The 26811-nt window shown below is 57.3% G+C and carries 21 protein-coding genes; 11 read left to right on the top strand and 10 right to left on the bottom strand.

The window, feature by feature from the left end; all coding sequences use genetic code 11:
* Window positions 1-100 precede the first annotated feature (100 nt).
* The 3 genes from RTX96_RS03885 to RTX96_RS03875 all read right to left on the bottom strand — a co-directional run bounded on the left by RTX96_RS03885 (window position 101) and on the right by RTX96_RS03875 (window position 4047).
* Window positions 101-2290, bottom strand: a complete 2190-nt coding sequence (locus RTX96_RS03885; RefSeq protein ID WP_312670196.1) for a TonB-dependent siderophore receptor — start codon at window positions 2288-2290, stop codon at window positions 101-103.
* Window positions 2291-2575: 285 nt separating this feature from the next.
* The gene (locus RTX96_RS03880; protein ID WP_103820170.1) at window positions 2576-3058 is read right to left on the bottom strand and encodes a glutathione peroxidase; all 483 of its coding nucleotides are present in this window, start codon (window positions 3056-3058) and stop codon (window positions 2576-2578) included.
* Between the two features lie 233 nt (window positions 3059-3291).
* Complete coding sequence (locus tag RTX96_RS03875) at window positions 3292-4047, bottom strand: hypothetical protein (protein ID WP_312670195.1); 756 nt, start codon at window positions 4045-4047, stop codon at window positions 3292-3294.
* A gap of 180 nt (window positions 4048-4227) precedes the next feature.
* Between RTX96_RS03875 and RTX96_RS03870 the strand changes: the two genes are divergently transcribed.
* The 3 genes from RTX96_RS03870 to RTX96_RS03860 all read left to right on the top strand — a co-directional run bounded on the left by RTX96_RS03870 (window position 4228) and on the right by RTX96_RS03860 (window position 7496).
* Entirely contained in the window at window positions 4228-4503 is a 276-nt protein-coding gene (locus tag RTX96_RS03870) for a metal/formaldehyde-sensitive transcriptional repressor (protein WP_072015216.1), read from the top strand.
* A 32-nt stretch (window positions 4504-4535) separates the two neighbouring features.
* The gene (locus RTX96_RS03865; protein ID WP_103820179.1) at window positions 4536-5654 is read left to right on the top strand and encodes an S-(hydroxymethyl)glutathione dehydrogenase/class III alcohol dehydrogenase; all 1119 of its coding nucleotides are present in this window, start codon (window positions 4536-4538) and stop codon (window positions 5652-5654) included.
* Between the two features lie 153 nt (window positions 5655-5807).
* A complete protein-coding gene (locus RTX96_RS03860; RefSeq protein ID WP_103820180.1) occupies window positions 5808-7496 on the top strand; it encodes a methyl-accepting chemotaxis protein in 1689 nt (562 codons plus the stop codon).
* 44 nt (window positions 7497-7540) lie between these two features.
* On the opposite strand, the gene RTX96_RS03855 is transcribed toward RTX96_RS03860, so the two are convergent.
* From RTX96_RS03855 to RTX96_RS03845, 3 genes are all read right to left on the bottom strand, one after another.
* A complete protein-coding gene (locus RTX96_RS03855; RefSeq protein WP_312670194.1) occupies window positions 7541-9904 on the bottom strand; it encodes a glucose/quinate/shikimate family membrane-bound PQQ-dependent dehydrogenase in 2364 nt (787 codons plus the stop codon).
* 248 nt (window positions 9905-10152) lie between these two features.
* Window positions 10153-12444 carry an FdhF/YdeP family oxidoreductase gene (locus tag RTX96_RS03850; RefSeq protein ID WP_312670193.1) on the bottom strand — a complete coding sequence of 764 codons (2292 nt, stop codon included), beginning with the start codon at window positions 12442-12444 and terminating at the stop codon, window positions 10153-10155.
* Window positions 12445-12594: 150 nt separating this feature from the next.
* A complete protein-coding gene (locus RTX96_RS03845) occupies window positions 12595-13518 on the bottom strand; it encodes a LysR substrate-binding domain-containing protein (protein WP_312670192.1) in 924 nt (307 codons plus the stop codon).
* A 250-nt stretch (window positions 13519-13768) separates the two neighbouring features.
* Here RTX96_RS03845 and RTX96_RS03840 point away from each other — a divergent pair, with 250 nt between their 5' ends.
* The 3 genes from RTX96_RS03840 to rimL all read left to right on the top strand — a co-directional run bounded on the left by RTX96_RS03840 (window position 13769) and on the right by rimL (window position 17442).
* Complete coding sequence (locus RTX96_RS03840) at window positions 13769-15112, top strand: VOC family protein (protein ID WP_312670191.1); 1344 nt, start codon at window positions 13769-13771, stop codon at window positions 15110-15112.
* 112 nt (window positions 15113-15224) lie between these two features.
* Window positions 15225-16880, top strand: a complete 1656-nt coding sequence (locus RTX96_RS03835; RefSeq protein WP_312267821.1) for a glucan biosynthesis protein — start codon at window positions 15225-15227, stop codon at window positions 16878-16880.
* A gap of 13 nt (window positions 16881-16893) precedes the next feature.
* On the top strand, window positions 16894-17442 hold the full coding sequence (rimL, locus tag RTX96_RS03830; RefSeq protein WP_312670190.1) for a 50S ribosomal protein L7/L12-serine acetyltransferase: 549 nt from the start codon (window positions 16894-16896) through the stop codon (window positions 17440-17442).
* Here the strand turns inward: rimL and ydcK are convergent.
* Window positions 17439-18419, bottom strand: a complete 981-nt coding sequence (ydcK, locus tag RTX96_RS03825; protein ID WP_312670189.1) for a YdcK family protein — start codon at window positions 18417-18419, stop codon at window positions 17439-17441. The genes rimL and ydcK overlap by 4 nt on opposite strands.
* Window positions 18420-18547: 128 nt before the next feature.
* Here ydcK and tehB point away from each other — a divergent pair, with 128 nt between their 5' ends.
* Complete coding sequence (gene tehB, locus RTX96_RS03820) at window positions 18548-19144, top strand: tellurite resistance methyltransferase TehB (RefSeq protein ID WP_312670188.1); 597 nt, start codon at window positions 18548-18550, stop codon at window positions 19142-19144.
* Here tehB and pepT read toward each other — a convergent pair.
* Window positions 19141-20370 carry a peptidase T gene (gene pepT, locus RTX96_RS03815; protein ID WP_312670187.1) on the bottom strand — a complete coding sequence of 410 codons (1230 nt, stop codon included), beginning with the start codon at window positions 20368-20370 and terminating at the stop codon, window positions 19141-19143. The genes tehB and pepT overlap by 4 nt on opposite strands.
* 126 nt (window positions 20371-20496) lie before the next feature.
* On the opposite strand from pepT, the gene RTX96_RS03810 reads away from it, so the two are divergent.
* Window positions 20497-22092, top strand: a complete 1596-nt coding sequence (locus tag RTX96_RS03810) for an ABC transporter substrate-binding protein (RefSeq protein WP_312670186.1) — start codon at window positions 20497-20499, stop codon at window positions 22090-22092.
* A gap of 134 nt (window positions 22093-22226) precedes the next feature.
* Entirely contained in the window at window positions 22227-22895 is a 669-nt protein-coding gene (locus RTX96_RS03805) for a DUF3313 domain-containing protein (protein WP_312670185.1), read from the top strand.
* Between the two features lie 39 nt (window positions 22896-22934).
* Here RTX96_RS03805 and RTX96_RS03800 read toward each other — a convergent pair whose 3' ends face one another.
* Window positions 22935-23843 carry a DMT family transporter gene (locus RTX96_RS03800; RefSeq protein WP_312670184.1) on the bottom strand — a complete coding sequence of 303 codons (909 nt, stop codon included), beginning with the start codon at window positions 23841-23843 and terminating at the stop codon, window positions 22935-22937.
* A 183-nt stretch (window positions 23844-24026) separates the two neighbouring features.
* Here RTX96_RS03800 and RTX96_RS03795 point away from each other — a divergent pair, with 183 nt between their 5' ends.
* Complete coding sequence (locus tag RTX96_RS03795) at window positions 24027-24899, top strand: helix-turn-helix domain-containing protein (RefSeq protein ID WP_103820193.1); 873 nt, start codon at window positions 24027-24029, stop codon at window positions 24897-24899.
* Here RTX96_RS03795 and RTX96_RS03790 read toward each other — a convergent pair.
* Window positions 24873-26045 carry a benzoate/H(+) symporter BenE family transporter gene (locus RTX96_RS03790; RefSeq protein ID WP_312670183.1) on the bottom strand — a complete coding sequence of 391 codons (1173 nt, stop codon included), beginning with the start codon at window positions 26043-26045 and terminating at the stop codon, window positions 24873-24875. The two genes, RTX96_RS03795 and RTX96_RS03790, sit on opposite strands and share 27 nt — an antisense overlap.
* A 91-nt stretch (window positions 26046-26136) precedes the next feature.
* On the opposite strand from RTX96_RS03790, the gene RTX96_RS03785 reads away from it, so the two are divergent.
* The gene (locus RTX96_RS03785) at window positions 26137-26709 is read left to right on the top strand and encodes an XRE family transcriptional regulator (RefSeq protein WP_312670182.1); all 573 of its coding nucleotides are present in this window, start codon (window positions 26137-26139) and stop codon (window positions 26707-26709) included.
* The last annotated feature ends 102 nt before the right edge of the window (window positions 26710-26811 follow it).

Raw genomic sequence — 26811 nt, 5'->3', positions numbered from 1 at the left:
AACTGACGGTAAATGCCCTTGCAACATCTTCCCCGTATTTCAAACCGGCGTATGCCGAGGCGTATCGCACTGCCGCCCGCGTTGCAGGCGGCAGAGACTATCAGAACAAGACCGAGTAGTTCAGGCCGAAAGTACGACCGCGACCTTTATAGGTATAGAGATTCTCAGCGCCGTAGGTTGGGCTGTACAGACCCGGTGCGCGCTGTCCCCATGCGGTGGTGTAATCTTCATCCAACAGGTTTTCTATGCTAAAGCTCAGCTTGCCCACCGGCAGAAGGTAACTGCCTAATAGATCAACAGTATTATAACCGTCAATGTGCTTACCGGCATCATCGGACAAATCAAACGTCTGCGTACTTTGCAGACGCAGCGTCCAGTCGCCCGGCGCCCAGGTAACCCATGCGCTCATTTTGGATGGGCTGGCGCTGTCTACCGTCAGCTTTTCCCATTTCCCGTCGACGCGAGTTTGCGATTTGATGACGTTAAAGTTTGTGCCCGTGCTCCACGCGCTGTCGGTAAAGAAATAGTCGACCTGGCCTTCAACGCCGTAGATGCGACGCTTGTCGTCTTCAACGTTGATGGTCATGTCGTTTTTGTTGATGTTGATGGTTTTGTCGGAGAGCGAGTAGTAACCGGCAATTTGCGTGCGCAGGTTGTCCCCAGTGTAGCGCCAGCCCAGCTCATAAGCATCAACTTTAATACCGTCGAGTTTTGAGTCGTTAACGTTAACGCTGTTGACCAGGCGATAATGGCCGTTCACCAGCTGATAGGTGCCGGAGCCATAATATTTTGCCAGATCCGGGATCTCAAACCCCTGGGAGAAGTTGAACCATAGCTGCTGACGCTCGGTCAGATGACCCAAAATGCCGGCGTTAAAGAGCAGATTGTTGTAGTCGGTTTTTCCGCCTGGTACAGCGTCAGCGGAGGTGGCTCTTCCCGTGGCAATGGCCTGTTGTTGGGCATAGCCAACAAAATCATCGACCCGGTTCTCCGTGTACTGATAGCGCACGCCGCCGCTGAGGGTGATAGCGGAGAAGTCATAGCTGGTTTGCAGGAAGGGGGCGAGGTTGGTGATGCTATAGCCCGGATAGCGGCCAACGTTATACGCGTCATCCAGCTTCATGCCACCGCTGGCAGCTGCTTTGCTGAGGTCGAAAAATTGCTGATTGGCGTCAAAGACTTCATGCTCGGCATCAACACCCCACGTCAGGGACAAAGCATCCAGTGGTGTGCTGTTGAGAGTGAGTTTACCGCCGTAGAAGTCGGTTTTCTGCTGTGAGGCTCCAATGCTGGTTACCCGGCCGCCTGAAAGGGTAGGGAAGGGGTAGAAGGTCAGGCTTTCATCACGGTAATAAATTTGTGCGACCAGATCCTGTCCCCAGAAATCGGTGTTGGAGTATTGCAGGTTGATCAGGTGGCGTTCGGTACCGGGAATGCGGTCGGAGTCGAGATTGTTCTTGTTGTAAGCATTACCAGAACCGGTTACCGCCGAAAAGTTCTCACCAAGATAGAGGCCGTGCTTACCGTCGGATTCACTATTGTAATACTGGGTGGTGAGCTGCAGCTGCTGGTGGTCGTCGATATTTAGCGTGCCGGTGCCCATCACGTCCAGACGGTCAGAATATTGCAAACCGGTCTGGGTGTTATCAATATTCACCTCGTTGCCTTTGCCATCGTACCAGCCACCAAAGCGCTGATAAGCGACCGACAGCCGCCCTGACGCATTGTCATTGCCGCCGCTGACCGCCGCCGCGATGTTCTCATCATTATCGTTATGGCTGTTGAAGCCCGATTTCATGCCGGTCTGAAATTCGACTTCCGTTTCCGGTTGGCCCTTTTTAGTGACAATATTGATTAAGCCGCCGGTACTGCCGCCGCCGTAGAGGGAGGTTGCGCCGGAGATAACTTCAATACGGGTAATATTAAACGGATCGATAGAATCGAGCTGGCGGCTATCGCTGCGCGAGGAGTTTAAACGCACGCCGTCGACCATTACCATCATAGAGCGACCACGCATATTCATACCGTAGTTGGTACGCCCCTGACTGCTGACATCCATACCGGGAATCAACTGCGCCAGCACCTCCTTGAGCTCTTTACCGCCCTGAACCTGCTGTTCAATTTCAGCCTGCTCTACGACCCAGGTCGTCTGTGCCATATCGGTAATGCTGTGGTTTGTACGGCTGGCGGCCACAACCATCGACTCTTCTTTTTGTCCCTCAGCCGAGGCATGAGTGGCTAGCATCATTAATAAACATGGGCTTAGCGCCCAAGAACAACGCGGTTTCATTATTATGATCATCCTGATTTTTCGAGGTATCGGTGGCCTTAAGGCCATTAATCGCAACGTCATCGCCCTCTGGTTTGAGAGTGATTATCAAAATGATATGAATTATCATTACATTGTAAACAGATAATGTTAAAAAATGTTTCTTTAATGGCATGATCTAAATAGGGTTTTTGGAGAGGCGTATAGGTCGTCGTCATCATGAGAGCTGGATGACGCCGCGACACCAAAACCCAATGGGGGCTGCAAAATAATGAACGGAGCAGGTAGGGTTAACAGCAGGAATACTTAGATCCCAAGTGCATCACGAATGACAGTTTCCATTTTCTCTGGCGTGGTGAACGGTGCAAAACGCTTGAGCGGTTTGCCGTCGCGCCCAATCAGAAATTTAGTGAAGTTCCACTTGATCCGTCGACCCAGCACGCCGGGCAATTGGTCTTTCAGGTAACGAAACACCGGATGGGTAGCGGCGCCGTTGACCTCCACTTTCTCGAACATCGGGAAGCTCACACCGTAGTTGCTGTGGCAGGTCCGGGCGATCTCATCAGGGCCGCCAGGTTCCTGGGAACCAAACTGGTTGCAGGGGAAGCCAAGCACCATCAGTCCCTGGGCGGCATACTTTTTGTAGAGCGCTTCAAGGCCAGCGTACTGTGGGGTGAAGCCACAATGGCTGGCGGTATTTACCACCAGAACCACTTTGCCAGCGTAGTCGGCCATCGAGATGGGCTGACCCCGCAGACTGGTGGCTGTAAGTTGATGAAAGGTGCTCATGTCGGGATCCTCAGAGCAAAATAAGTTTTGCATTAACATTGCCACTTAGTTCATTGCTGTAAAGTCGAACAAAAATTAGCAAATAGGCGGCCTTTAACCAGCTCACTATTTATTAACATACCTTGATGTTAGTAGTGTCCGCTACTGGCGCATATCAAGCTTGCTTCGGTTCTAATAGGCTAGCTAAGAGCATAACTGACTGAATATAAAGTTCCCATCTACTTATATTATAATCAATTCAATGGGTTATCCTGGGCCATGTCTTGTAGGATCAATTCGTCAAGGGCGGTCATTGACTCCCTTCGTTCCGCAAGGAGTACGGTTTTGTCCAAATCCGAAAGGTGTGAGCCAGGTGTGGGCAAGGAACTAGCTGTGGCCTCGTACCAGTGATAAAAAAGATCATTGCCAGTGAATTTTGTAGCTTGTGCCTTTTGTGCTAAGGCTAACTTTATATGCGCAGCGATAACCGGATTAACCTCAGAATATGTAAACCGCGAAGATGGATGGTTCACTACAGCTACCGGTAAACTACCAGCAAGTGACCTAATACGGTTGCCGTTACGTTTGCTGAAACATACAAACAAATCCGGTGCCAACACCGATATGACGTTCGTAAACGCACTCTCACTGCGATCCCAGGCGCTTTGGGATGGTGCAATACGCCTGTCTTTTATGAATTCCTGCAAGAAGTTGTAGTAAGCGACGCTACTCCAAAATTCTCTTCTTTGCTTATATGAGAAGCTCTGTCTAACGTCCTGAATTGCAGACATTATTTTTGTGAAATGCATATGCCGTCGAAGCTTACTGGTTGCCCTTGGGTGTTTCTCCCCCAAAGCAAGAGCCTTAATGATCTCCGGAGTGACAGTGGGGCGTTCATACTGCTTATCGCCATAGTGAGATTCGCACACTAAGAGTATGCGCAAGCCGCGAAAACCTTTCTCATAATTGGAGCCTATCCAGGGTGCAAAGCGGACAGTACTTTTACTCATTATTGTCCTCGGCTATTTTTGAAAGCAGTACCTTTGATGCTTCTAAGATATCTGGATTATTATCTCCAGAAAATTGATATCGTGATAAATTCAATATTTAACAGACCTGCCTGAATGCTTTAAATTTTACAGCAAGATAGAACTCCTGCTACTATACCCCCCTACAGTATAGGAGGGCGTATGCCACACTCACCTGAAGATAAAAAACGCATCCTTACCCGTGTTCGCCGCATTCGTGGCCAGGTCGACGCCCTTGAGCGGGCGCTGGAGTCGGGCGAACCTTGCATCGCAATACTGCAACAGATCGCCGCCGTGCGCGGGGCTGCTAACGGCTTGATGGGCGAGATGGTCGAAATTCACCTCAAAGATGAACTGGTCAGCGGCGAGACAACGCCCGACCAGCGCGCGGTAAGAATGGCAGAAGTCGGCCATCTTCTGCGCTCTTATCTAAAATAAAACAGTACTGTTCACATAAGGGAAGAGAGTCTATGAAATCACGTGCGGCTGTTGCCTTTGGGCCGGGTCAACCACTGAAAATTGTTGAAATCGACGTAGCGCCACCGAAAAAAGGTGAGGTGCTGGTTAAGATCACCCACACCGGCGTCTGCCACACCGATGCGTTCACCCTCTCAGGGGACGATCCGGAAGGCGTCTTTCCGGCGGTGCTTGGCCATGAAGGCGGCGGCGTAGTCGTGGAAGTGGGCGAGGGCGTGACCAGCCTGAAGCCTGGCGACCACGTCATTCCTCTCTATACCGCCGAATGCGGCGAGTGTAAGTTCTGTAAATCCGGCAAGACCAACCTCTGCCAGGCCGTGCGCGCCACCCAGGGCAAAGGCCTGATGCCGGACGGCACCACCCGTTTCTCCTACAACGGCGAGCCGATCTATCACTACATGGGCACCAGCACCTTCAGCGAATATACCGTCTGCGCGGAGATCTCGCTGGCGAAGGTCAACCCGCAGGCACCGCTGGATAAAGTCTGTCTGCTGGGCTGCGGCGTTACCACCGGTATCGGCGCGGTGCACAACACGGCGAAGGTAAAAGAGGGCGATAACGTGGCGGTCTTCGGCCTCGGCGGTATCGGTCTGGCGGTGATCCAGGGTGCCGTGCAGGCGAAAGCCGGACGCATTATTGCCGTGGATACCAACCCGGAGAAGTTCAAGCTGGCAGGCGAGATGGGCGCAACCGACTTTATCAACCCGAACGACTACGATAAGCCGGTTCAGGATGTCATCGTCGAGCTGACCGACGGCGGCGTAGAGTTCAGCTTCGAATGTATCGGCAACGTTAACGTCATGCGCGCGGCGCTGGAGTGCTGCCACAAGGGCTGGGGTGAGAGCGTGATCATCGGCGTCGCTGGCGCAGGTCAGGAGATCCGCACCCGTCCGTTCCAGCTGGTGACCGGGCGCGTCTGGCGCGGCTCCGCCTTTGGCGGCGTGAAGGGCCGTACCCAGCTGCCGGGCATGGTTGAAGATGCGATGGCAGGTAAGATCAACCTCGATCCGTTCATTACCCACCGTCTGCCGTTGGAACAGATCAACGAAGCCTTTGATCTGATGCACGAGGGCAAATCCATCCGTACCGTTATCCACTTCGGCGATAACTGATCCCACTGCCGGCGGTTTAGCCGCCGGCAGCATAATTAATGTGCGAATCTGTGACCGAGTTGGCGCTTTTAGACATAAGATAAATCTTATGGCTGCCGATGACTATCTGACAGGCGTGTAATTACGCATCTTACAATAAGAGAGTCGATAGCCATGGATAAAACAGCAGCGATGCACAAACCGCAGACAGTTGGCTTTTTACATCATATCCGCTTAGTACCCCTTTTCTCCGCCATCCTCGGCGGTATCCTTCTGCTTTTTGCCTTGAGCTCAGGGCTGGCAGGCTACTTCCTGATGCAGGCCGATAGCGACCAGCAGGACGTCACCGCCGAAATTCAGATCCGTATGGGACTGTCGAATAGCTCGAATCACCTGCGCACTGCCCGTATCAACATGATCCATGCCGGGGCGGCCAGCCGCATCGCGGAGATGGATGACATGAAACTCAATATCGCCGAGGCGGAGAAGCGTATTGGTCAGTCGCAGGAGGGCTTCAATGCCTACATGAACCGCAGCGTGAAAACGCCGGCCGATGAGGCGCTGGATGGCGATCTCAAGGCGCGGTTTGATGCCTATATCGCCGGACTACAGCCGATGCTGAAGTATGCCAAAAACGGTATGTTCGAGGCGATTATCAACCATGAAAACGAGCAGGCCCGAGGGCTGGACAGCGCCTATAACGATGTGCTGCTGAAAGCCATTCAGATCCGCACCGAGCGGGCGAATAAACTCAGCGAGCTGGCGCATCAGCGTGCGCAACTTGGGCTGATGTTTATGGCGGGCGCGTTTGTGCTGGCGCTGCTGCTTACCTTGATTACCTTTGTCGTGCTGCGTCGCATCGTGATTAATCCTCTCCAGCGCGCGGCGCATCGTATTGAGCTGATTGCATCCGGCGATCTGACCCATGCCGATGAGGCTACCGGACGCAGTGAAATTGGTATTCTGAGCCGCGACCTGCAAAAAATGCAGCGCTCGCTGGTGAAGACCGTGGGCACGGTGCGCCAGGGCGCCGAGGAGATCTATCGCGGGACCAGCGAAATCTCGGCGGGCAATACCGATCTCTCATCGCGTACCGAACAGCAGGCGGCGGCCATTGAAGAGACTGCGGCCAGCATGGAGCAGCTGACCGCCACCGTGAAACAGAACGCCGATAACGCCCACCACGCCAGCAAGCTGGCCGGGGACGCGTCCGGTAAGGCCACCAAAGGCGGACAAATTGTCTCCGGCGTCGTGCAGACGATGGGCAACATCTCTGCCAGCTCGAAGAAGATCTCGGAAATTACCGCCGTCATCAACAGCATTGCCTTCCAGACCAATATCCTGGCGTTGAACGCGGCGGTTGAAGCGGCACGCGCGGGCGAGCAGGGCCGTGGCTTTGCGGTCGTCGCCAGCGAAGTCCGTACTCTGGCCAGCCGCAGCGCCCAGGCGGCAAAAGAGATCGAGGGGCTGATCAGTGAGTCGGTGACCCTGATCGAGCGCGGTTCCGGCGAGGTAGTTGCTGCAGGGGATACAATGGGCGATATCGTTGCGGCGGTAAAACGCGTTACCGATATCATGCAGGAAATTGCCGCAGCGTCTGACGAGCAGAGTCGCGGCATTGAACAGGTTAGCCAGGCCATCACCGAGATGGATAACGTTACCCAGCAGAACGCCTCGCTGGTGGAAGAAGCATCAGCGGCGGCAGCGTCGCTGGAAGAGCAGGCGGCACGTCTGACCGAGGCGGTAGGCACCTTCCGACTCAAGCAGGGCAGCCAGGCGCGGGAGGAGAAACCCGCTGCGGCAAAACCCTTTACGCCATCGCGTCCGGCGCTGGCCAGCGGCGATAACTGGGAAACGTTCTAATTTCACCAACCTTTGGGGGCCGCAAGGCCCCCTTTTTTTACTGCTTATTTACTGTCAGGCAGCGCATAGGCAATGATGTAATCTCCGCGATCCGGGGACTGACGTGCGCCCCCCGCATTGATCACAATGTACTGCTTACCGGTTTTCGGAGACACATAAGTCATCGGGCCAGACTGGCTGCCTACAGGCAGACGCGCCTTCCAGATCTCGCTCCCCGTCGCGGTGTCAAACGCGCGCAGATAGAAATCCTGGGTACCGGCAAAGAAGAGCAGGCCGGACTGGGTGGAGAGGGACGCGCCCAGGGTCGGCATGCCGATCGGGATTGGCATGTGCATGCGGATCCCCAGCGGACCGGTATCCTGCACCGTACCTACCGGTACCTGCCACACCAGCTTGCCAGACTTCAGATCGACAGCGGACATGGTGCCAAACGGTGGCTTCTGGCACGGAATGCCCAGCGGCGAGAGGAAACGCTCGCGCATTGCACCGTATGGCGTGCCCTCCATCGGCACAATCCCCATCTCGATACCGCTGGCATTTTTCGCTACCTTGGCACGCGGCACCATGTAGTTTGCCAGGCCCAGACGCATGTCGTTAACAAACATCAGGCCATTGTTCGGATCCACCGAGACGCTGCCCCAGTTCATGCCGCCAAGCGATCCCGGGAACTGCAGGGAGCGGTCGAGGCCCGGCGGGGTGAAGACGCCTTCGTGACGCATCGCTTTAAATTCGATACGGCAGATCAGCAGATCGATTGGGGTGGCACCCCACATATCCGACTCAGTCAGCGTCTGGTTGCCGATCATGGGCATCCCGACGGAGTATGGCTGGGTCGGAGAGTAGCGCTCGCCCTCAACGTTGCCTGCCGGAACCGGACGCTCTTCCACCTTCGCCACCGGCTCGCCGGTTTCTCGGTTGAGCATAAAGATCATGCCCTGCTTGCTGGTCTGCACCAGCACTGGCGTCGTGCCGCCTTTGCCATCTGGCAGATCGTAGAGCAGCGGCTGTGCAGGCAGGTCAAAGTCCCACAGGTCGTGATGGGTGGTCTGATAGTGCCAGCGCACCTGACCGGTGGTGGCATCGACAGCGACGATAGATGAGCTGTATTTGTCATCCAGCGCGGTACGCTCTCCGGCGAAGAAGTCCGGGGTGGCGTTGCCGGTCGGGAGGTAGACCAGGTTCAGCCTGGCGTCGTATGACATCGCCGACCAGACGTTAGGCGTCCCGCGGGTGTAGGTCTGACCCTCCGGCGGCAGGCCGGTGATCGCCGGGTTGCCCGGATCCCACGCCCACGCCAGCTTGCCGGTGTGCACGTCATAGGCACGTACCACGCCCGGCGGCTCGCCCGTGGAGTAGTTATCCGCCACGCGTCCGCCAACAACGACGACGTTACCGGCAACCAGCGGGGTGGAGGTCTGCTGATAGTAACCAGGCTTCACCTCACCCATGCCGATGCTGAGATCGACCGCGCCGTTGTCGCCAAAGTCCGCGCACGGCTGGCCGTTATCGGCATTGATGGCAATCAGGCGGGCATCGGTGGTCGGCAGGAACAGACGACGGGCGCAGGCTGCAGGCTGCGCAGCGGGAACGGGCACGGCCTGCGCATCCTCGTAATAGCCGAGACCACGGCAGCGCTGCCAGTTTGGCGCAGTGGCTTTGCTGTCATAGCGCCACTTCTCTTTACCGGAGTCGACGTCCAGCGCCAGCACCTTGCTGTATGGCGTACAGACGAACAGCGTATCGCCAACCTGCAGCGGCGTGTTCTGATCTTCCGCACCGGAGCCGTTGCTCTGCGGGATGTCACCAGTATGCGCCGTCCAGGCCACTTCCAGCTGGTTCACGTTCTGCTTGTTGATCTGATCCAGCGCGGCAAAGCGGTCGCCGTGAGTGGTGTTACCCCAGTGCTTCCAGTCGGTTTGCTGGCTACCTTTCGCCACCGGCTGTACCGGGACGTCTTCATTAGCGGTGACCAGCGTCTGCGGCTTAAACATCCAGCCTGCGCTGACCAGCAGCGCGAGGGCAATAGCTGCTGCAAGACCAAAGGCGGGCTTTTTGTTGGTGGTGGCGGTCAGGAACGGCCAGAGCAGGGCGGCGAGGAAGGCCAGCACGCCAAAGGTAAAGAGCCGCGAGAAGAGCGGCCAGAAGTCCCAGCCTGCATCGCTGACGGCCCAGATCGCCGAGGCGATAAATGCCAGCGCGTAGAGCACGATACCGCTCGTGCGGTTTTTAATGATTAATAGTGCTGAGACCAGCATCGCGACGCCCATCACCAGGAAGTAGGCGCTACCTCCCAGCGAGACGAGTTTGATACCAGGAATACCAATAGCCAGGCCGATAATTATCAGAAGCCCGGCCAGAAGCCACTTCAGGATCCGTCCGATCCCGCGTGGCGTGCTGCCAGTTGCCATGTCACTCTCCTAAAAACCTCCCTGATCCGCATGCGTGAACCAAAAAGGTAATTTAAACAGGGTTTGCCTTGTAAAATAGGGTTATCAATCCACCAAATCGAAAATATACGAACCATATGGTGAATTCCGCAACATGATAGATCTGTTAAATTGTTTTACGCAATTGTTAAAAAATAATTTGGCACGTTTTGTGAGCGGCAAACAAAACGCCCGTCACAAAGACGGGCGTAAGAAGGGGAAAGTAAGGGTTAAGCGATGCGCAATGTTGGCTGGGCTTGAGCTCTGGTAACGCGGACCGGAATCGATTTAGAGGTTGGCGTTCCTGTTCCTTCGCCGATGCGCGACAGGGGAACCAGCGGGTTCGTCTCAGGGTAGTAGGCCGCCAGATTACCGCGCGGGATAGCGTAGGCGACCAGCTTGAAATCCTTCACCTGACGCACAATGCCGTCATCCGCCTCGGTGGTGATATCGACCCGATCGCCATCCTGTAAACCCAGCGCCGCGATATCGTCGGCATGCATAAACAGCACCTCCCGCTGGCCGTAAACGCCACGGTAACGGTCATCCAGCCCGTAGATGGTGGTGTTGTACTGATCGTGAGAGCGCAGGGTTTGCAGAATAAAGGGCGCCTCTTCACGCACGGACACCGGCAGCGGCGCGGCGCTAAACTCCGCCTTGCCGGATGGCGTATTAAAGGTCAGCGCGGCAGCGGCATTGCCCAGCCAGAAGCCGCCAGGCAGATCGCAGCGGGCGTTAAAGTTGTCAAAGCCCGGAATGGTGGCGGCAATATGATCGCGGATCAGGCTGTAGTCATCCGCCAGCGCCAGCCAGTTAACGGCGGTATCCCCAAGCGTAGCGTGGGCGATATTGGCGATAATGGCCGTCTCCGAGCGCTGGGTGTTTGCCAGCGGTTTGCCGATCCCCTCGGAAGCGTGAACCATGCTAAAGGAGTCTTCCACGGTGATAAACTGTCGGCCGCTGGCCTGCATATCCTCTTCCGTACGGCCCAGCGTCGGCAGGATCAGCGAGGCTTTACCCGGCATCAGATGGCTGCGGTTGAGCTTGGTGCTGATGTAGACCGTCAACCCGCAGCGGCGCAGGGCTTCGCAGGTGCGCGGCGTATCCGGCGCGGCGGCGGCGAGGTTGCCACCGAGAGCGATCAAAACCTTAACCTCATCACGCAGCATGGCGTTGATGGCATCAACGGTGTGATGCCCGGGCCTGCGCGGCGGGGTAAAGTTGAAGTGATGGGCGAGGCTATCCAGCAGCGCGGCAGGCGGTTTTTCATCGATGCCCACCGTGCGGTTACCCTGCACGTTGCTGTGACCGCGCACCGGGCAGAGACCCGACCCGGGTTTACCGAGATGGCCGCCGAGCAGCTGCAGGTTGGTAATCTCCCGTACGGTATCAAGAGAGTGTTTGTGTTGGGTAATACCCATCGCCCAGGTGCAGATCACCCGTTCGGCGCTCTGCCAGATGCCCGCCGCCTCACGCAGCTGCTTCTCCGTCAGGCCGGACTGCTCAACCAGCGTTGCCCATGAAGTAGCATCGATTTGCGCAAACCACGCCTCAAGCCCCTGGGTATGCTCGGCAATAAACGCCTCGTCGAAAATACCGGGCTGTCCGTCAGCCTGTCGCTGGCGCTGAGTCTCCAGCAGCGCTTTCGCCATGCCGCGCACCGCCGCCATGTCGCCGCCAAGGTTAGGCTGATAGTAGGAGGAGCTGATGGTGCCCGCCTTAGGGGTGATCACCTCCAGCGGCTTCTGCGGATCGGCAAATCGCTCCAGCCCACGCTCGCGCAGGGTGTTGAAGGTGACAATGCTGGCGCCGCGATCGGCGGCGTGGCGCAGGCTGTGGAGCATGCGCGGATGGTTGGTGCCCGGGTTCTGACCAAAGACAAAGATCGCGTCGGCCAGGTCAAAATCGTTCAGGTGGATAGTGCCTTTGCCCACCCCGATGCTGCGCTTCAGTCCGGCACCGCTGGCCTCATGGCACATATTGGAGCAGTCAGGGAAATTGTTGGTCCCGACCATACGGCCAAACAGCTGATAAATATAGGCCGCTTCGTTGCTGGCGCGACCGGAGGTATAGAGCTCCATCTGGTCCGGGTTATCCATCGCCTGGATATGTTGCGCAATCAGCGCCCAGACCGCATCCCAGCTAATTGGCTCATAGCGATCGCTGGTGGCGTTATAGCTCAGCGGTTCCGTCAGGCGTCCCTGATACTCAAGGAAGTAGTCAGACTGCTGGTTGAGCGCGCTAACGGTGTGTTTGGCAAAGAAGTCGGCGTCAACCTGGCGACGGGTGGCCTCCCAGGTCACGGCTTTTGCGCCGTTCTCACAGAAGCTGAAGGTGCTTTTGTTGTCGTCGCCCCAGGCGCAGCCAGGGCAGTCAAAGCCGCGGGCCTTATTCATGCGCAACAGATTGCGCATATTCTTCAGGGCGTTTTTGCTGTCGATGACGAAGCGAGTGGTCGCTTCCAGTGAGCCAAGCCCGCCGGCAGCGGCGTGGTATGGCTTGATGGCGGATTTAAATTTCATGCGTTCTTCCAGACGGCGGGTTGCTGCGGGTAAGGCTATAACCTTTAACAACAACCCATAATCAACAACGCGGTTTTATCACACAATTAACGTCATGTTTACCATTTGCGCAATAACAGCCGCCGGAAGAGCGCTAAAGCGCACGCTGCGTTAAACCGGCATCGATTTGCGGATAGCGCTAAGCAGCGTTTGCGCACCCGCCGACAGCGGGGCATCGATGCGGGTAATGATGCCAATCGGCTCACCCGCACCCAGGGCTGGGATCGGCAGCGCCGTTAGCGCCCCCTGTTTAAGATCGTCCTTTACCGCGCCGGAGGGAACAAACCAGACGTAGTTATACTCCACGGTAAGCTGGCGGGAGAGGGAGGCCGATAGCGTTTCGATACAGCCGGAGGGGAGGGTGCATCCCTGGGCTGCGAGCAGCGCCTCGGTATGCTGGCGCGGCGCGGTGCCCTGCGGAGCCACCACGACCGGCCACTCCATTACCCGGCTGAGCGTCACCGTATCCTGCAACAAGGGGTGACGAGGATGGACCACCAGCTTCAGAGACTCTAAAAACAGCAGCTCGTAGTTTAAACCGCTCATCATCTCCGGGTCTGACATACGGCCAATACCGATATCCAGCTCGCCGGTTTTCAATCCGGCCAGCAGCATCGGGTTATTCATCGTGGCGACCTGAAGGGTGATGTGCGGCAGGTGGCGATGAAATTCGCCAATCGCCGGGGGCATAATGCCCAGCGCGGCGGTAGGCAGCGCGCCAACGCGCACCACGTCATTGTTCACGCCCTCTTTATGGTACAGCGCCTGTCCGGCGGTATTCAGCGCGTCCAGCACCCGTACCGCATGGGTCAGGAACTGTTCGCCGACGACGGTCAGGTGCGCACCCATCCGGCCGCGATCGAACAGCCGCGTGCCGGTTAGCTGCTCCAGCTCGTTGAGGGTTTTTGACAGCGCGGGCTGGCTAAGGTTGAGCGTTTCTGCCGCGCGCCCCAGCGTTCCCTGTTGAGCGACGGCGACAAAGGTATGTAAGTGGCGCAGGCGGATGCGCTGACTGAAGAGACCATTTTTTTCCATAGCGCATGTTAAAAACAGAGCGTAACCGCTGACAAGAAAAGTTATCTAAATTTGATAACCTGCTAGCAAAATATTATTAACATTTAATCGCTTTGCCTGCCCATCCCGGGTTTGCCAATCGCAATGCTATAATTTTTTGTTATGTAACTTACGCTTACACGCTTTGCCCCGATCACATTTTGTAATTATTTTCCGCGCCGGGAGAGGACCTTCTCTACACTCCAGGTAGATGAAGGGGAGAAATGAGATTATGGCGTATACCATCACGGCTGATGAGATCCGGGAAGAATTTTCACAGGCCATGTCGGCCATGTACCAGCAGGAAGTTCCTCAATATGGCACGCTGCTGGAGCTGGTCGCCGATGTCAATCTGGCGGTTCTTGAGAACAACCCTAAGCTGCATGAGCAGCTAGCCAATGCCGATGAGCTGGCGCGCCTCAACGTCGAGCGCCACGGGGCCATTCGCGTAGGTACGCCGCTGGAGCTCTCCACGCTGCGACGACTCTTTGCGGTTATGGGCATGCAGCCGGTGGGCTACTACGATCTCTCTGAGGCGGGAGTACCGGTGCACTCCACCGCGTTTCGCCCGGTTGATGACGAGGCGCTGTGCCGCAATCCGTTTCGTGTCTTTACCTCGCTGCTGCGTCCCGAACTGATCGAGAGCGAGTCGCTACGCCAGCGCGCTAAAGCGATCCTGGCCAAACGTTCGATTTTTACGCCGCGCTGTCTGGAGCTGCTGGATTGCTTCGAGCAGCAGGGGGGATTCACGGCGGCCCAGGCCAGCGAGTTTGTTCAGCAGGCGCTGGAGACCTTTCGCTGGCATCAGCACGCCACCGTTGACTACGACACCTATCACGCACTGCACAGCGAGCATCGACTCATTGCTGACGTCGTCTGCTTTCCCGGCTGTCACATTAACCACCTGACGCCGCGCACGCTCGATATTGATCAGGTTCAGGCCCTGATGCCGGAGTACGGTATTGAACCTAAAGTGCTTATCGAAGGGCCGCCCCGGCGGGAGGTTCCCCTCCTGCTGCGCCAGACCAGTTTCAAGGCGCTGGAGGAGCCGGTGCTGTTTGCCGGCGAGCATCGGGGCACCCACAGCGCACGCTTTGGCGAGATCGAGCAGCGTGGCGTAGCCCTCACGCCAAAAGGGCGGGCGCTTTACGATCGGCTGCTGGCCGAGGCGGGCACCGGGAAAGATAACCTGACCCATCAGCGTCATCTACAGGAGAAGTTTCAGGCCTTTCCCGACAGCGAGCTGCTGCTGCGTCGTCAGGGGCTAGCCTATTTCCGCTATCGCCTGACGCCCACCGGGGAGGGGCATCGTCACGCCTTTGGTCCGGGCGACGATCCGCAGCCGCTGATCGAGCGCGGCTGGGTGGTAGCGCAGCCCATCACCTATGAAGATTTTCTGCCGGTCAGCGCGGCGGGGATCTTCCAGTCCAATCTCGGCAATGAAACCCAGCAGCGCCAGCATGGCAACGCCAGCCGTGAGGCGTTTGAGCAGGCGCTGGGCTGTTCGGTGCTGGACGAGTTCGCCCTTTATCAGGCGGCGGAGGTGCGCAGCCTGCGGCGCTGCGGACTGGTGTAAAACTCTCATTGGATTCTGCGACAAAGTTGTCTAGAGTGGGCGTGCTTTTATTGCCGCTGTTTCGCTTGCGGGCGGAGCGCTTTCACACGACCAAAAGGACGTTTTCTCTGGCATGAACCGCAGACGTTTTTTAAAATCTTCTATGATACTGGCCGCTGCGAGCGGGACCTCTGGCCTCGCCTCGCTCTTTTCCCGCGCTGCCTTTGCAGCGGAACCCGGCATTGCCGATGGTCAACGCCATCGTTTTGATTTCTCCAGCCTGCAGGCGACGGCGCACGATCTGGCCCAAACCCCGTGGGGAGGCGCGCCGCGTGCGCTGCCGGAGACGCTCGCCACCCTGACGCCGCAGGCCTACAACAGCATTCAGTACGATGCAAAGCAGTCGCTGTGGAACAACGTTGAGGGCCGTCAGCTTGACGTGCAGTTCTTCCACGTTGGCATGGGCTTCCGCCGCCGGGTGCGCATGTTCTCGTTGGATCCGGCCAGCCATCAGGCCCGTGAGATCCACTTCCGTCCGGAGCTGTTTAACTATCACGACGCGGGCGTCGATACCAAACAGCTGGAGGGGCAGAGCGATCTCGGCTTCGCCGGATTCCGCGTGTTTAAGAAGCCAGAGTTGGCCCGCCGGGATATCGTCTCCTTCCTCGGCGCAAGCTACTTCCGCGCTGTGGACAGCACCTACCAGTACGGCCTCTCCGCGCGCGGCGTGGCGATCGATACCTTTACCGATACCCCGGAGGAGTTCCCGGACTTCACCTCGTTCTGGTTTGAGACGGCCAAACCGTCGGACACCACCTTTACCGTCTACGCTCTGCTGGATAGCCCAAGCCTGACCGGCGCCTATAAGTTCGTGATCCACTGCGAGCAGAACCAGGTGATCATGGAGGTGGATAACCACCTCTACGCACGCAAGGACATTAAGCAGCTCGGGATCTCGCCGATGACCAGCATGTTCAGCTGCGGCAACAACGAGCGGCGCATGTGCGACACCATCCATCCGCAGATCCATGACTCCGATCGCCTGGCGATGTGGCGGGGCAATGGGGAGTGGATCTGCCGTCCGCTCAATAATCCGCAGAAGCTACAGTTTAACGCCTTCGAGGATAACAACCCGAAAGGCTTTGGCCTGCTACAGCTGGATCGCGACTTCTCCCACTACCAGGACGTGATGGGCTGGTACAACAAACGCCCCAGCCTGTGGGTTGAGCCGCGCAATAGCTGGGGCAAAGGGAGCGTTAGCCTGATGGAGATCCCTACCACCGGCGAAACGCTGGATAATATCGTCTGCTTCTGGCAGCCGGAAAAACCGGTCAAAGCCGGGGACAGCCTCGCCTTCCAGTACCGTCTCTACTGGAGCGCGCAGCCGCCGGTGCACTCCCCGCTGGCCCGCGTGCTGGCAACCCGTACCGGCATGGGCGGCTTCCCGGAGGGGTGGGCACCTGGCGAGCACTATCCGCAGGTGTGGGCCCGCCGTTTCGCCATCGACTTTGCCGGGGGCAACATCAAAGAGGCCGCGCCACGAGGCATTGAGCCAGTGATCACCCTCTCTAACGGCGAGGCGAAGCAGGTTGAGATCCTCTACGTGGAGCCGTTCGACGGCTATCGCATCCAGTTCGATTGGTATCCGACTAATGATTCCACCGATCCGGTGGAGATGCGCATGTTCCTGCGCTGTCAGGGCGAGGCGGTCAGCGAAACCTGGCTCTATCAGTACTTCCCGCCCGCGCCGGACAAGCGGACCTACGTTGATGACCGCGTGATGCGCTAAGGTAAGGAGAGAGATGCAGACCAGTACGGATGAGTTGATCCCCGTTAGCGACACCCTGAGGCTGTGCGCTATCGATGAGCGTTATGTCAGCGAGCTGCACCAGCTGGTGGTGAAAAACCGGGCGTGGCTCCAGCAGTCGCTAAACTGGCCGCAGTATGTCGCCAGCGAAGAGGATTCGTTAAAGAACGCCCAGAGCAACATCATGCTGCACCAGCGCGGCTACGCCAAAATGTTCCTGATCATGCAGCATGAGGCGATTGTTGGCGTGCTGTCGTTTAACGCCATCGAGCCGCTGAACAAAACCGCCTATATCGGCTACTGGCTGGATGAAGGGTATCAGGGGCAGGGCATTCTCTCTCAGTCGCTGGAGGCGTTTATTCAGCACTACGCCCGCAGCGGCGAGATCCGGCGCTTTGTGATCAAGTGCCGGGTAGAGAACGCCGCCAGCAACCGGGTGGCCCAGCGCGCGGGTTTCGTGCTGGAGGGCTGTCTGAAAGAGGCGGAGTTCCTCAACGGCCGCTATGACGATCAACATCTCTACGCGCGGATTATCGACGCCTAGAGCGCACCCAGCAGCGGCGTGCGGGTAATACGCTCCGCGCCGCTTATCACCTTCGGACCGCGCAGGTGAATATATGCCTCTTCCCGGGCGATCACCGCCGCGTCGCCGCCAATCTCAACATGCCCCTCGATCAGCAGGTTGCCGCTGAGCTGCGCGCGACCATGAACGAGAACAAAGTCATCCAGCACCAGCGGTCCGCCGCGGAGCTGCGCTTCACCCCCGACGCGCACGTGGTGCTTCAGCACGCAGTTGCCCTCAACCACCGCACTCTCCGCCAGCTGAGCGCTGTAGCGCAGGGTGGGAATGGCATCCTCACCGCGACCGGCGACAAGGCGGGCGCGATCGTAGACCTTGGCGCAGTCGCAGACCCAGACGTCGTTCTCCTCGTTACCCTCCAGCAGCGCGAAGTCGAAGACCTCTGCCCGGTGCTCTACGAAGGCATAGTTAACGATGGCATCGCCGTAAATCTGCGCCTGATGCAGGATGCGCGAGTGGTTCACCGTGGCCCGGTCGTAGATGCGCAGGGTGGCATCGTTATCAAGGGTAAGACCTCGGGCAGCAATAATCTCGCTACCATTGAGGATCCGGGCGTCGTCGCCGAGCAGGCACTCGCCGCTGACCCGCGACCGCTGCACCAGCACGTTGCCGCTCAGACGCGCCCCCCGGCAGATCTCCGCCCCATCAACCCAGGCGTGACCGCTAATGTCCACCCCGTCGTAAATCGTGCAGGGCTGGCTGATGCGCGCACTGTCGGCTATCCGGCTACCGCCAAACACCATGCTATTTTCATCGTAGATCCAGCAGTTGCCCTGCTGGCTCAGCACCTGCTCATCCTCTACCCAGCCGCCCAGCGTGCCGGCCTGGACGTCATGGAAATCTTGCAGGGCCACGATCTGGCGCAGGGTAACGTGCCGCTTTTCACCGTTATCCTGATAGCTAAATGAGCGGCTGGCATCGCTCAGGCGATACTTATTCATTGTTGGTTTTCCACTGATGGCCTTAGATAAACGTAGCAAACTTTGCCGCTCTGGCTATTACTAAGCAATTTCAATAAAATGTATTAAAAATATCATTTTAAAATTTACCGCTTAAGTAAGGATGGATCATGGTCCAGGTTGATGAGAATTACTTCACTGAAAAATATGGTTTGACCCGCACCCACTCTGAGGTGCTGGCCGCAGCGACCCTGATCCCACCGGGCAACACCCTCGATCTCGGCTGCGGCAACGGTCGTAACAGTCTCTATCTGGCCGCAAACGGTTACAGTGTCACAGCATGGGACAAGAATCCCATGAGCATCGCTAATATTGAGCGTATTAAGGCCGCCGAGGGACTAACTCATCTTGAGATCGCCACCGTCGATCTCAACGCGCTGAGCTTTGAAGGAGAGTATGATTTTATCCTCTCTACCGTGGTGATGATGTTTCTTGAGCCGCAAACCATACCTGGCCTGATTGCTAATATGCAGCGCACCACCGTGCCGGGGGGCTATAACCTGATTGTTGCCGCAATGGACACGGACGATTTTCCCTGCACGGTTGGCTTCCCATTTGCCTTTAAGACCGGGGAGCTGGCGGAGTACTACACCGGCTGGGAAGTGGTGAAATACAATGAAGACGTCGGTGAGCTTCACCGCACCGACGCCAATGGCAACCGCATCAAGCTGCGCTTTGCCACGCTGCTGGCTCGTAAACCCGCTTAGCGAGCCGCCAGCAGACAGAGCTGAAGCGCGACGTTATAAGACGCCTCGAAGGATTTCAGCGGCAGGAACTCAAAGCGCGAGTGGAAGTTATGCGCACCGGTGAAGAAGTTCGGGGTTAACAGCCCCTTCGCCGAGAGCGCCGCGCCGTCGGTGCCGCCGCGCATCGGGGTTGGCTTCGGCGTGATGCCCAGGGACTCCATCGCCTCAAACATCAGGTCGATGGCGCGACGATCTTCGCCGACAGCGTTGCTGATGTTGCTGTAGACGTCCTCAATCTCATACTCCACCTTCGCGGTGGGGTGCTGAGCGGCGATGATCTGCGCCACTTCGCCAATCTGCTCTTTACGCTGCTCGAAGCGATCTTTATCGAAATCACGGATGCTGGCGCTGAGCACGGCGTGGCCCTGAACCGCCTCCATGCCGTTGAACCAGGTGTAACCCTCGCGGCCTGCGGTATGCTCCGGCGTCTGCTGACGATCGAAATGGCTGATGTAGTCCGTCGCCATCAGCAGGGGGTTCACCAGCACGCCTTTGGCCGACATCGGGTGCGCCGTCACGCCGGTAAAGCGGATTTTTGCCTGAGCGGCGTTAAAGTTTTCATAGACAATCTCTCCCAGTTCGCAGCAGTCGATGGTCCAGGCAAATTCAACATCAAAGCGCTTGAGATCCAGCGCCTTTGCCCCGCGCAGGCCCACCTCCTCATCCGGCACAAAGGCCACCACGATATCACCATGCTGGTGCTCTGCGGTCAGGTTCTCCAGCAGGGTCATCACCACGGTTACCGCGGCCTTGTTATCCGCACCCAGCACGCTGGTGCCGTCGCTGAAGATAATCTCCTCTTCCGGGTAAGCTAAAATTTCTGGATGCTCGGCGGTGCGCAGCCAAATATCCTGCTCGGCGTTCAGGCAGAGATCTGTGCCGGTAAACCGCAGGATCTGTGGATGAATATCCGGCGACAGTCCGACGTCCACGGTATCGATATGGGTGATAAAACCGATGCGCGGCGCGCCCGCCACGTTGCCCTTTTTAACCGCCGTCACGGTGGCGTGCTCGTCGATCACAATCTCTTCTAATCCCAGCGTTTTTAGCTCATCGGCCAGCACACGGGCCATCTCATACTGACCCGCCGTGGTGGGCAGCGTGGTCGCGGCGGCATCGCTCTGGCTAGTGATAGAAAGGTAGCTAAAGAAGCGTTGGGTTAATTGTCTGGCGAGTGGCGATGACATAGTGGATCCTTCTTTATTTGTTTTATCAGGTGCTTACGGTGTGTCTTTAATGTTATGTATTAACAGGCAAACAACAAGTACTTATTGATAGCACGCTAAGATAGCCGGATAAAAGACAGGATAAAGATGATAAGCAAACCCACAACACTTGCACTGGCATTAGCCGCGCTCACGGTCAGTTCCACCGTGGCGGCGAAGGCGCTGGTTTACTGTTCGGAAGGATCGCCTGAAAACTTTAACCCTCAGCTTTACACCTCAGGCACCAGCGTCGATGCCAGCGCCGTGCCGGTCTATAACCGGCTGGTAGAGTTTAAAGTCGGCACCACCGAGCTGGAGCCGAGCCTGGCCGAGAGCTGGGACGTCAGCGAAGATGGCAAAACCTATACCTTCCATCTGCGCAAAGGGGTGAAGTTCCAGAGCAATAAATACTTTACCCCGACGCGGGACTTCAACGCCGACGACGTGATCTTCTCGTTTATGCGGCAGAAGGATCCGAATCATCCCTATCACAACGTCTCTAACGGGAACTACTCCAACTTCGAGAGCCTGGAGTTTGGCAAGCTGATCACCAGCATTGATAAGGTCGATGACCATACTGTGCGCTTTACCCTTGCGCATCCGGAAGCGCCGTTCGTGGCCGATCTGGCGTGGTACTTTGCCTCTATCCTCTCGGCAGAGTATGCCGACGCCATGCTGAAGGCGGGCACGCCGACGCGGGTCGATATGGACCCCATTGGCACCGGTCCGTTCAAACTGGCGCAGTATCAGAAGGACTCACGCATTCTCTTTACCGCCTTCCCGGCGTATTGGCAGGGCAAGGCGAAGCTGGACCGGCTGGTGTTTAGCATCACCCCAGACGCCTCGGTGCGCTACGCCAAGCTGGAGAAGAATGAGTGTCAGGTGATGGCCTTCCCGAACCCGGCGGATCTGCCGCGGATGCGTGAAAACCCCAATATCAACCTGATGAGCAAAGCAGGGCTGAATACCGGCTTCCTCGCCCTTAACACGCAGAAAGCGCCGACGGATAACGTCAAAGTGCGTCAGGCGCTGGCGATGGCCATCAACAAGCCGGCAATTATTGATGCGGTCTTCCAGGGTACCGGCACGGCGGCGAAAAACCTGCTGCCGCCGGGGGTATGGAGCGCCGACAGCGGGCTGAAGGATTACGACTACAACCCCGAGCAGGCCAAAGCGCTGCTGGCCGAGGCGGGCTTCGCCAAGGGCTTAAGCATTGACCTGTGGGCGATGCCGGTTCAGCGTCCCTACAACCCGAATGCAAAGCGCATGGCGGAGATGATCCAGGCCGACTGGGCGAAGATTGGTGTCCAGGCGAAGGTTGTAACCTATGAGTGGGGCGAGTACCTCAAGCGCGTGAAGAGCGGCGAGCACCAGGCGGCGCTGATGGGCTGGACCACCGCCACCGGCGATCCAGATAACTTCTTCGGCCCGCTCTTTACCTGCCAGTCGGCGGACGGCGGCTCTAACTCGGCGAAGTGGTGCTACCAGCCATTCGATAAGCTGATTGCCGAAGCGAAAGGCATTACCGATCAGACCCAGCGTACTGCCCTTTACCAGCAGGCGCAGCAGATGATGCACGATCAGATGCCCGCCGTGATGATTGCCCACTCGACGATTTTCGAACCGGTGCGTAAAGAGGTGCAGGGGTATGAGATCGATCCCTTTGGTAAACACATTTTTTATCAGGTCGATTTGAAAAAATAATCTATCCATGCCTGCGGTGATGCGCAGGCATGATTTTTGGTAAAAGGGTGATCCAACACTCTTTTAGTCACAACAGCCGTAACTGAGTTTTGCTATAACTCCCTATGCATAGTCATAATTCCAGGAATAAATTCATGCGTACTCACTCATTAATTCAGGTTGCGGTACTGTCGGGTCTGCTGGCGCTGACAGGCTGTGCGTCAAAAGTTACCCAGCCAGAAAAGTATTCAGGTTTCTTAAAAGACTATTCAAATCTGCAGCAGGCCACCTCGGCGTCAGGGAAACCGGTGCTGCGTTGGGTTGACCCGTCGTTTGATGACAGCAAGTATGACTCTATTGTCTACAACCCCGTCACCTACTATCCGCAGCCCAGACCGACGACTCAGATTGGCCAGGAGACCCTTAATGGCCTGCTGACCTATACCAATACCAAGCTGAAAGCCGCCGCTGCCCAGCGCAAACCGCTGGTAGCGACACCCGGCCCGCATAGCCTGATCTTCCGCGGCGCGATCACCGGGGTCGACGCCAGCAAAGAGGGATTACAGTTCTATGAGGTGATCCCGATTGCGATGGTCGTAGCGGGAACCCAGGCCGTCACCGGTCACCGTACTATGGATACCGCGCTCTACTTTGAAGGTGAGTTAATTGATGCCGCCACTAACAAGTCGGTAGTTAAAGTGGTGCGTAAAGGCGAGGGTAAAGACCTCAACAACCAGAATACGCCGCTTACTGTCGACACCCTGAAGCGGGTAATTGACGATATGGCCAGCGACGCGGCGCTGTTCCAGGTTAAAAAACAGTAATCAGCAAAGCGCCATCATCGCGATGGCGCTTTTCATCTCTTAGGCCGAGCGCTGCCGCCACAGCCGACTCTTCAGCAGGCTCTCCGGGCGGGTAAACATCACCATATTACCCACCAGAATCAGAACAAGGCCAACCACGGCATTGATCTCCCAGCGGTAGCCCTCGAAGAGGGTGGAGATAGTCAGTGCCACCAGCGGAAAGAGCAGGGTGCTGTAGGCCGCATTGCTGGGTCCAATGCGACCAACCAGCGAGAAGTAGACCCCAAAGCCAATGACCGAGCCAAACAGCGCCAGATAGACCAGCGCGCCCAGGTAGCTCACCGTCCACTCGGGGACAAAGCTGTCGCCACGCACCAGAGCAATACAGCCCATAATCAGCGTGCCGTAGAGCATCGCCCAGCCATTGGTGGTCATGGTCTCCAGCCCTTTACGCTGGTGACGTAGACTGATCATATTACCCAGCGAGAAGCCCAGGGTGCCCAGCGCCGACAGGCCGATGCCCAGCAGCAGATTGACGTTGAGATCTTTGGCGAGCAGATCGTGCCAGAAGAGGGCGACGATGCCGGTCAAACCCAGCGCGGCGGCCAGAAAGAAACGGGCGGGAGGGCGCTGACCAAAGAAGATAAAGCTGTTAACCGCGTTGAACAGCACCGCCATTGATAAGATAACCGATTCCAGTCCGGTGTTGATCCACGCAGCGGCGGTGTAAAAGCAGAGGAAGTTGAAGCCAAACACGCAGCCGCCCTGCACGATACACATCAGGTGATCCCTGAGCGTCAGGGCACGCAGCCGCTTGAAGGCCAGCAGGATCAGCATCATGATTGCCGAGGCCAGCGCAAAGCGCCAGAAAATAGAGACCGGCGCAGAGACCGGCCCCTGCTGCAGATGGATTGCAATCCACGTCGTTCCCCAAATCACCACCACCAGGCCATACATTAATGCGTTCATCGTGCGCTGCTCTCCATCACTAAAAATCCTATTGTTAAGCGTGATGAGCGGCGACGCTTGCAAGGGGTTGCGGAAGACTTGCAAAATCTTGCGGTTTTTTTTGTTACAGAGAGCCGCAACGCTTTCATCCCGGGCGCACTCTACATACACTAAGCGTCTGGTTAATCACTTGTCAATGTGACTATGGCTGAAACCTACGGTGCTTTTGAAAACCTGCGCAGGCATAGCGCGGTGCTGCATAATTCCGTTGCGCTGAATAACGGCATGCAGCTGGCCGCCTGGTCCAACAAGCGCGACCGCATCACCCAGTATTGCGATCACCATACCCTGAGCCTCTACGTAGCCGACGGCTATGAGAGCTACCACAAGACCCGCAGCGGCTGGCAAAACGGCGGTGGGCCGGATCGGTTTTGCCTCTTGCCGAAAGAGAGCGAGTCGAGCTGGGACATTCGCGACGATCTCTCCTTCGTGCATCTCTACTGCACCGATGCGCACCTGCGCACCGTTGGAGAGCAGATCTGGGATCGCAGCCCGGCCTCGCTAACGCTGGATGAGAAGACCTTTGGCCAGGATGCGCAGATCACCGCCCTCTACCGCCAGTTCTTACTTGACTGCGACTGGCAGCAGCAGGCTAATCAGCTTACGCTAAGCACGGCGTCAACGTTGCTGCTAACCCATATCATTCAGCGCTACAGCAGCGTGCAGTGGCGCATGCCGAGCGTCACCGGCGGGCTGGCCCCCTCGGTGCTGCGTAACGTGCTGGAGTATATCGACGCCCACCTTGCCGAGCCGCTGACTCTCGCCGATCTTGCCAGCCAGGCGTCGCTGAGCGAATACCACTTTGCCCGTATGTTTCGCCACTCATCCGGGCTCGCGCCGCACCAATACGTGATGCAGCGGCGGATGCATCAGGCCCGGGATCGGGTATGCCATACCTTGCTACCGCTAACAGAGATCGCGCTCGGGTGCGGGTTTAACTCCGCCAGCCACTTCAGCAACCGTTTTAAAAGCGTATTTGGTATCACGCCGTCACAGATGCGTGCGGCGCATGCCTGACAGCACCGCATAGCAGATCCCACCCACCAGCAGACCCCAGAATGCCGACCCGATGCCCAGCAGCGTCACGCCGCTGGCGGTAACAAGAAAGGTGACCACCGCTGCATCGCGCTCGCGCTCATTGATCAGCGCCTGATGCAGGCTGCCGCCAATGGTGCCCAGCAGCGCCAGGCCTGCCAGGGTCTGGATCCAACTCAGCGGCAGGGCGGCCATCAGCCCGGTTATCGAGCCGCCAAATAGGCCCGCCAGCAGATAAAAAACGCCCGCCGCCGCCGCAGCCTGCCAGCGTTTATGCGGATCCGGGTGCGCCTCCGGGCTTTGGCAAATGGCGGCGGTAATGGCGGCGATACAGACGGAGTAGACGCCAAACACGCTGCCCAGCAGCGCCAGCCCGCCGGTAAAGATCATAAGCGGCGAGGCGGGAACCTGATAGCCAGCGGCCTGCAGAGTGGCGAAGCCAGGGGCATTTTGCGAGGCCATCGTCGCCAGGAAGAAGGGCAATCCGACGCTGATAAGGGTAGCCAGCGTGAAGTGCGGGGTAATTATTTCGGGCATCACCACGGAAAATTGCAGCGAATGGGTGACAACGTCACCTTTTAGCCAGGCCACGACCCCGCCCGCAACAAGGGTAGCAATAATGGCATAGCGCGGTGCCAGGGCTTTGCAGAGCAGCCAGGCCAGCAACATGCTGACACATAAACTGAAATCACCTTGTAAATTAGTAAAGGCCTGTAATCCAAAACGCAGTAAGATACCTCCCAGCATGGCTGCTGCCAGCGAGTGCGGCACAATCTCCATCAGGCGGGCAAACAGACCGGTAAGGCCACAAAGCAGGATCAGGGCGTTAGCAAAGATAAAGACGCCGACGGCCTCGTTGAGGGTAGCACCCTCCAGGCTGGTGGCGAGCAGCGCCGCGCCGGGAGTCGACCACGCGGTGAGCACCGGAACACGGTAGCGGAGGGTGAGCACAAGGGTGCTGATGCCCATCGCCAGCCCCAGCGCCGTCATCCAGCCCGCGATTTGCGCATTGCTGGCGCCGGCGACGCGGGCGGCCTGCCAGATAATGGCCGCTGAACTGGCGTAACCTACCAGTACCGCAACAAAGCCAGCCAACACAGAGGAAAAGGGAAAGGGACGCAGGGGCATAATGACTCCATGTACGTTATCACGGTAGATAAAAATAGCATTGTGCGTTATAGCGCACAACAAGCCATTCACGCTACAAGGGAGGGGAAGTATGGATCTGCCACAGTATCTGTCTGCGACACTGAAAACGCTGCGCCAGACGCGGGGCTGGAGCCTTTCGCGCCTCGCCACTGAAACCGGCGTATCGAAAGCGATGCTCGGCCAGATCGAGCGCAATGAATCCAGCCCCACGGTGGCGACGCTATGGAAAATTGCGACCGGGCTCAATGTACCGCTCTCTACCTTTATCAGCGCGACGGACGCCAGCGCGCCGCAGGCCTACGATCCTGATCAGCAGGCGATGACCATTACGCCGATTTTCCCGTGGGATAACGAACTGCGTTTTGACCACTTCTCGGTGACGCTGGCTCCCGGCGCGTTTAGCAAATCCACCCCGCACGAGCGTGGCGTTATTGAACACGTGGTGGTGATCTCAGGCACGCTGGAGATGCAGATTGACGGCGAGTGGCAGATATTACAGGCGGGAAGCGGAGTCAGGTTTGCCGGGGATAAAACCCATGCCTATCGCAACAGCAGCGGGCAGACGACGCATTTTCACTCCTTGATCCACTATCCAAAAGAAAAAGCCGCAGGCGAGCCTGCGGCTAAATACGACGACGAATAACGACGAATTAACAATAACGCACACATGACGAGGAATGTCCGGAATACGCAGCCACTCTATCGCGTTTGGCACGCCTGGAGAAATGCGCATTATTTCAATGCA

The sequence above is a fragment of the Pseudescherichia sp. genome (genome assembly GCF_032052675.1).
GTDB lineage: Bacteria > Pseudomonadota > Gammaproteobacteria > Enterobacterales > Enterobacteriaceae > Pseudescherichia.
This window is presented reverse-complemented; position numbering and strand designations above follow the sequence as displayed.

Coding starts and splice junctions, on each gene's coding strand:
- RTX96_RS03885 (WP_312670196.1), bottom strand. CDS start 2,290: ATGAAACCGCGTTGTTCTTGGGCGCTAAGCCCATGTTTATTAATGATG.
- RTX96_RS03880 (WP_103820170.1), bottom strand. CDS start 3,058: ATGAGCACCTTTCATCAACTTACAGCCACCAGTCTGCGGGGTCAGCCC.
- RTX96_RS03875 (WP_312670195.1), bottom strand. CDS start 4,047: ATGAGTAAAAGTACTGTCCGCTTTGCACCCTGGATAGGCTCCAATTAT.
- RTX96_RS03870 (WP_072015216.1), top strand. CDS start 4,228: ATGCCACACTCACCTGAAGATAAAAAACGCATCCTTACCCGTGTTCGC.
- RTX96_RS03865 (WP_103820179.1), top strand. CDS start 4,536: ATGAAATCACGTGCGGCTGTTGCCTTTGGGCCGGGTCAACCACTGAAA.
- RTX96_RS03860 (WP_103820180.1), top strand. CDS start 5,808: ATGGATAAAACAGCAGCGATGCACAAACCGCAGACAGTTGGCTTTTTA.
- RTX96_RS03855 (WP_312670194.1), bottom strand. CDS start 9,904: ATGGCAACTGGCAGCACGCCACGCGGGATCGGACGGATCCTGAAGTGG.
- RTX96_RS03850 (WP_312670193.1), bottom strand. CDS start 12,444: ATGAAATTTAAATCCGCCATCAAGCCATACCACGCCGCTGCCGGCGGG.
- RTX96_RS03845 (WP_312670192.1), bottom strand. CDS start 13,518: ATGGAAAAAAATGGTCTCTTCAGTCAGCGCATCCGCCTGCGCCACTTA.
- RTX96_RS03840 (WP_312670191.1), top strand. CDS start 13,769: ATGGCGTATACCATCACGGCTGATGAGATCCGGGAAGAATTTTCACAG.
- RTX96_RS03835 (WP_312267821.1), top strand. CDS start 15,225: ATGAACCGCAGACGTTTTTTAAAATCTTCTATGATACTGGCCGCTGCG.
- rimL (WP_312670190.1), top strand. CDS start 16,894: ATGCAGACCAGTACGGATGAGTTGATCCCCGTTAGCGACACCCTGAGG.
- ydcK (WP_312670189.1), bottom strand. CDS start 18,419: ATGAATAAGTATCGCCTGAGCGATGCCAGCCGCTCATTTAGCTATCAG.
- tehB (WP_312670188.1), top strand. CDS start 18,548: ATGGTCCAGGTTGATGAGAATTACTTCACTGAAAAATATGGTTTGACC.
- pepT (WP_312670187.1), bottom strand. CDS start 20,370: ATGTCATCGCCACTCGCCAGACAATTAACCCAACGCTTCTTTAGCTAC.
- RTX96_RS03810 (WP_312670186.1), top strand. CDS start 20,497: ATGATAAGCAAACCCACAACACTTGCACTGGCATTAGCCGCGCTCACG.
- RTX96_RS03805 (WP_312670185.1), top strand. CDS start 22,227: ATGCGTACTCACTCATTAATTCAGGTTGCGGTACTGTCGGGTCTGCTG.
- RTX96_RS03800 (WP_312670184.1), bottom strand. CDS start 23,843: ATGAACGCATTAATGTATGGCCTGGTGGTGGTGATTTGGGGAACGACG.
- RTX96_RS03795 (WP_103820193.1), top strand. CDS start 24,027: ATGGCTGAAACCTACGGTGCTTTTGAAAACCTGCGCAGGCATAGCGCG.
- RTX96_RS03790 (WP_312670183.1), bottom strand. CDS start 26,045: ATGCCCCTGCGTCCCTTTCCCTTTTCCTCTGTGTTGGCTGGCTTTGTT.
- RTX96_RS03785 (WP_312670182.1), top strand. CDS start 26,137: ATGGATCTGCCACAGTATCTGTCTGCGACACTGAAAACGCTGCGCCAG.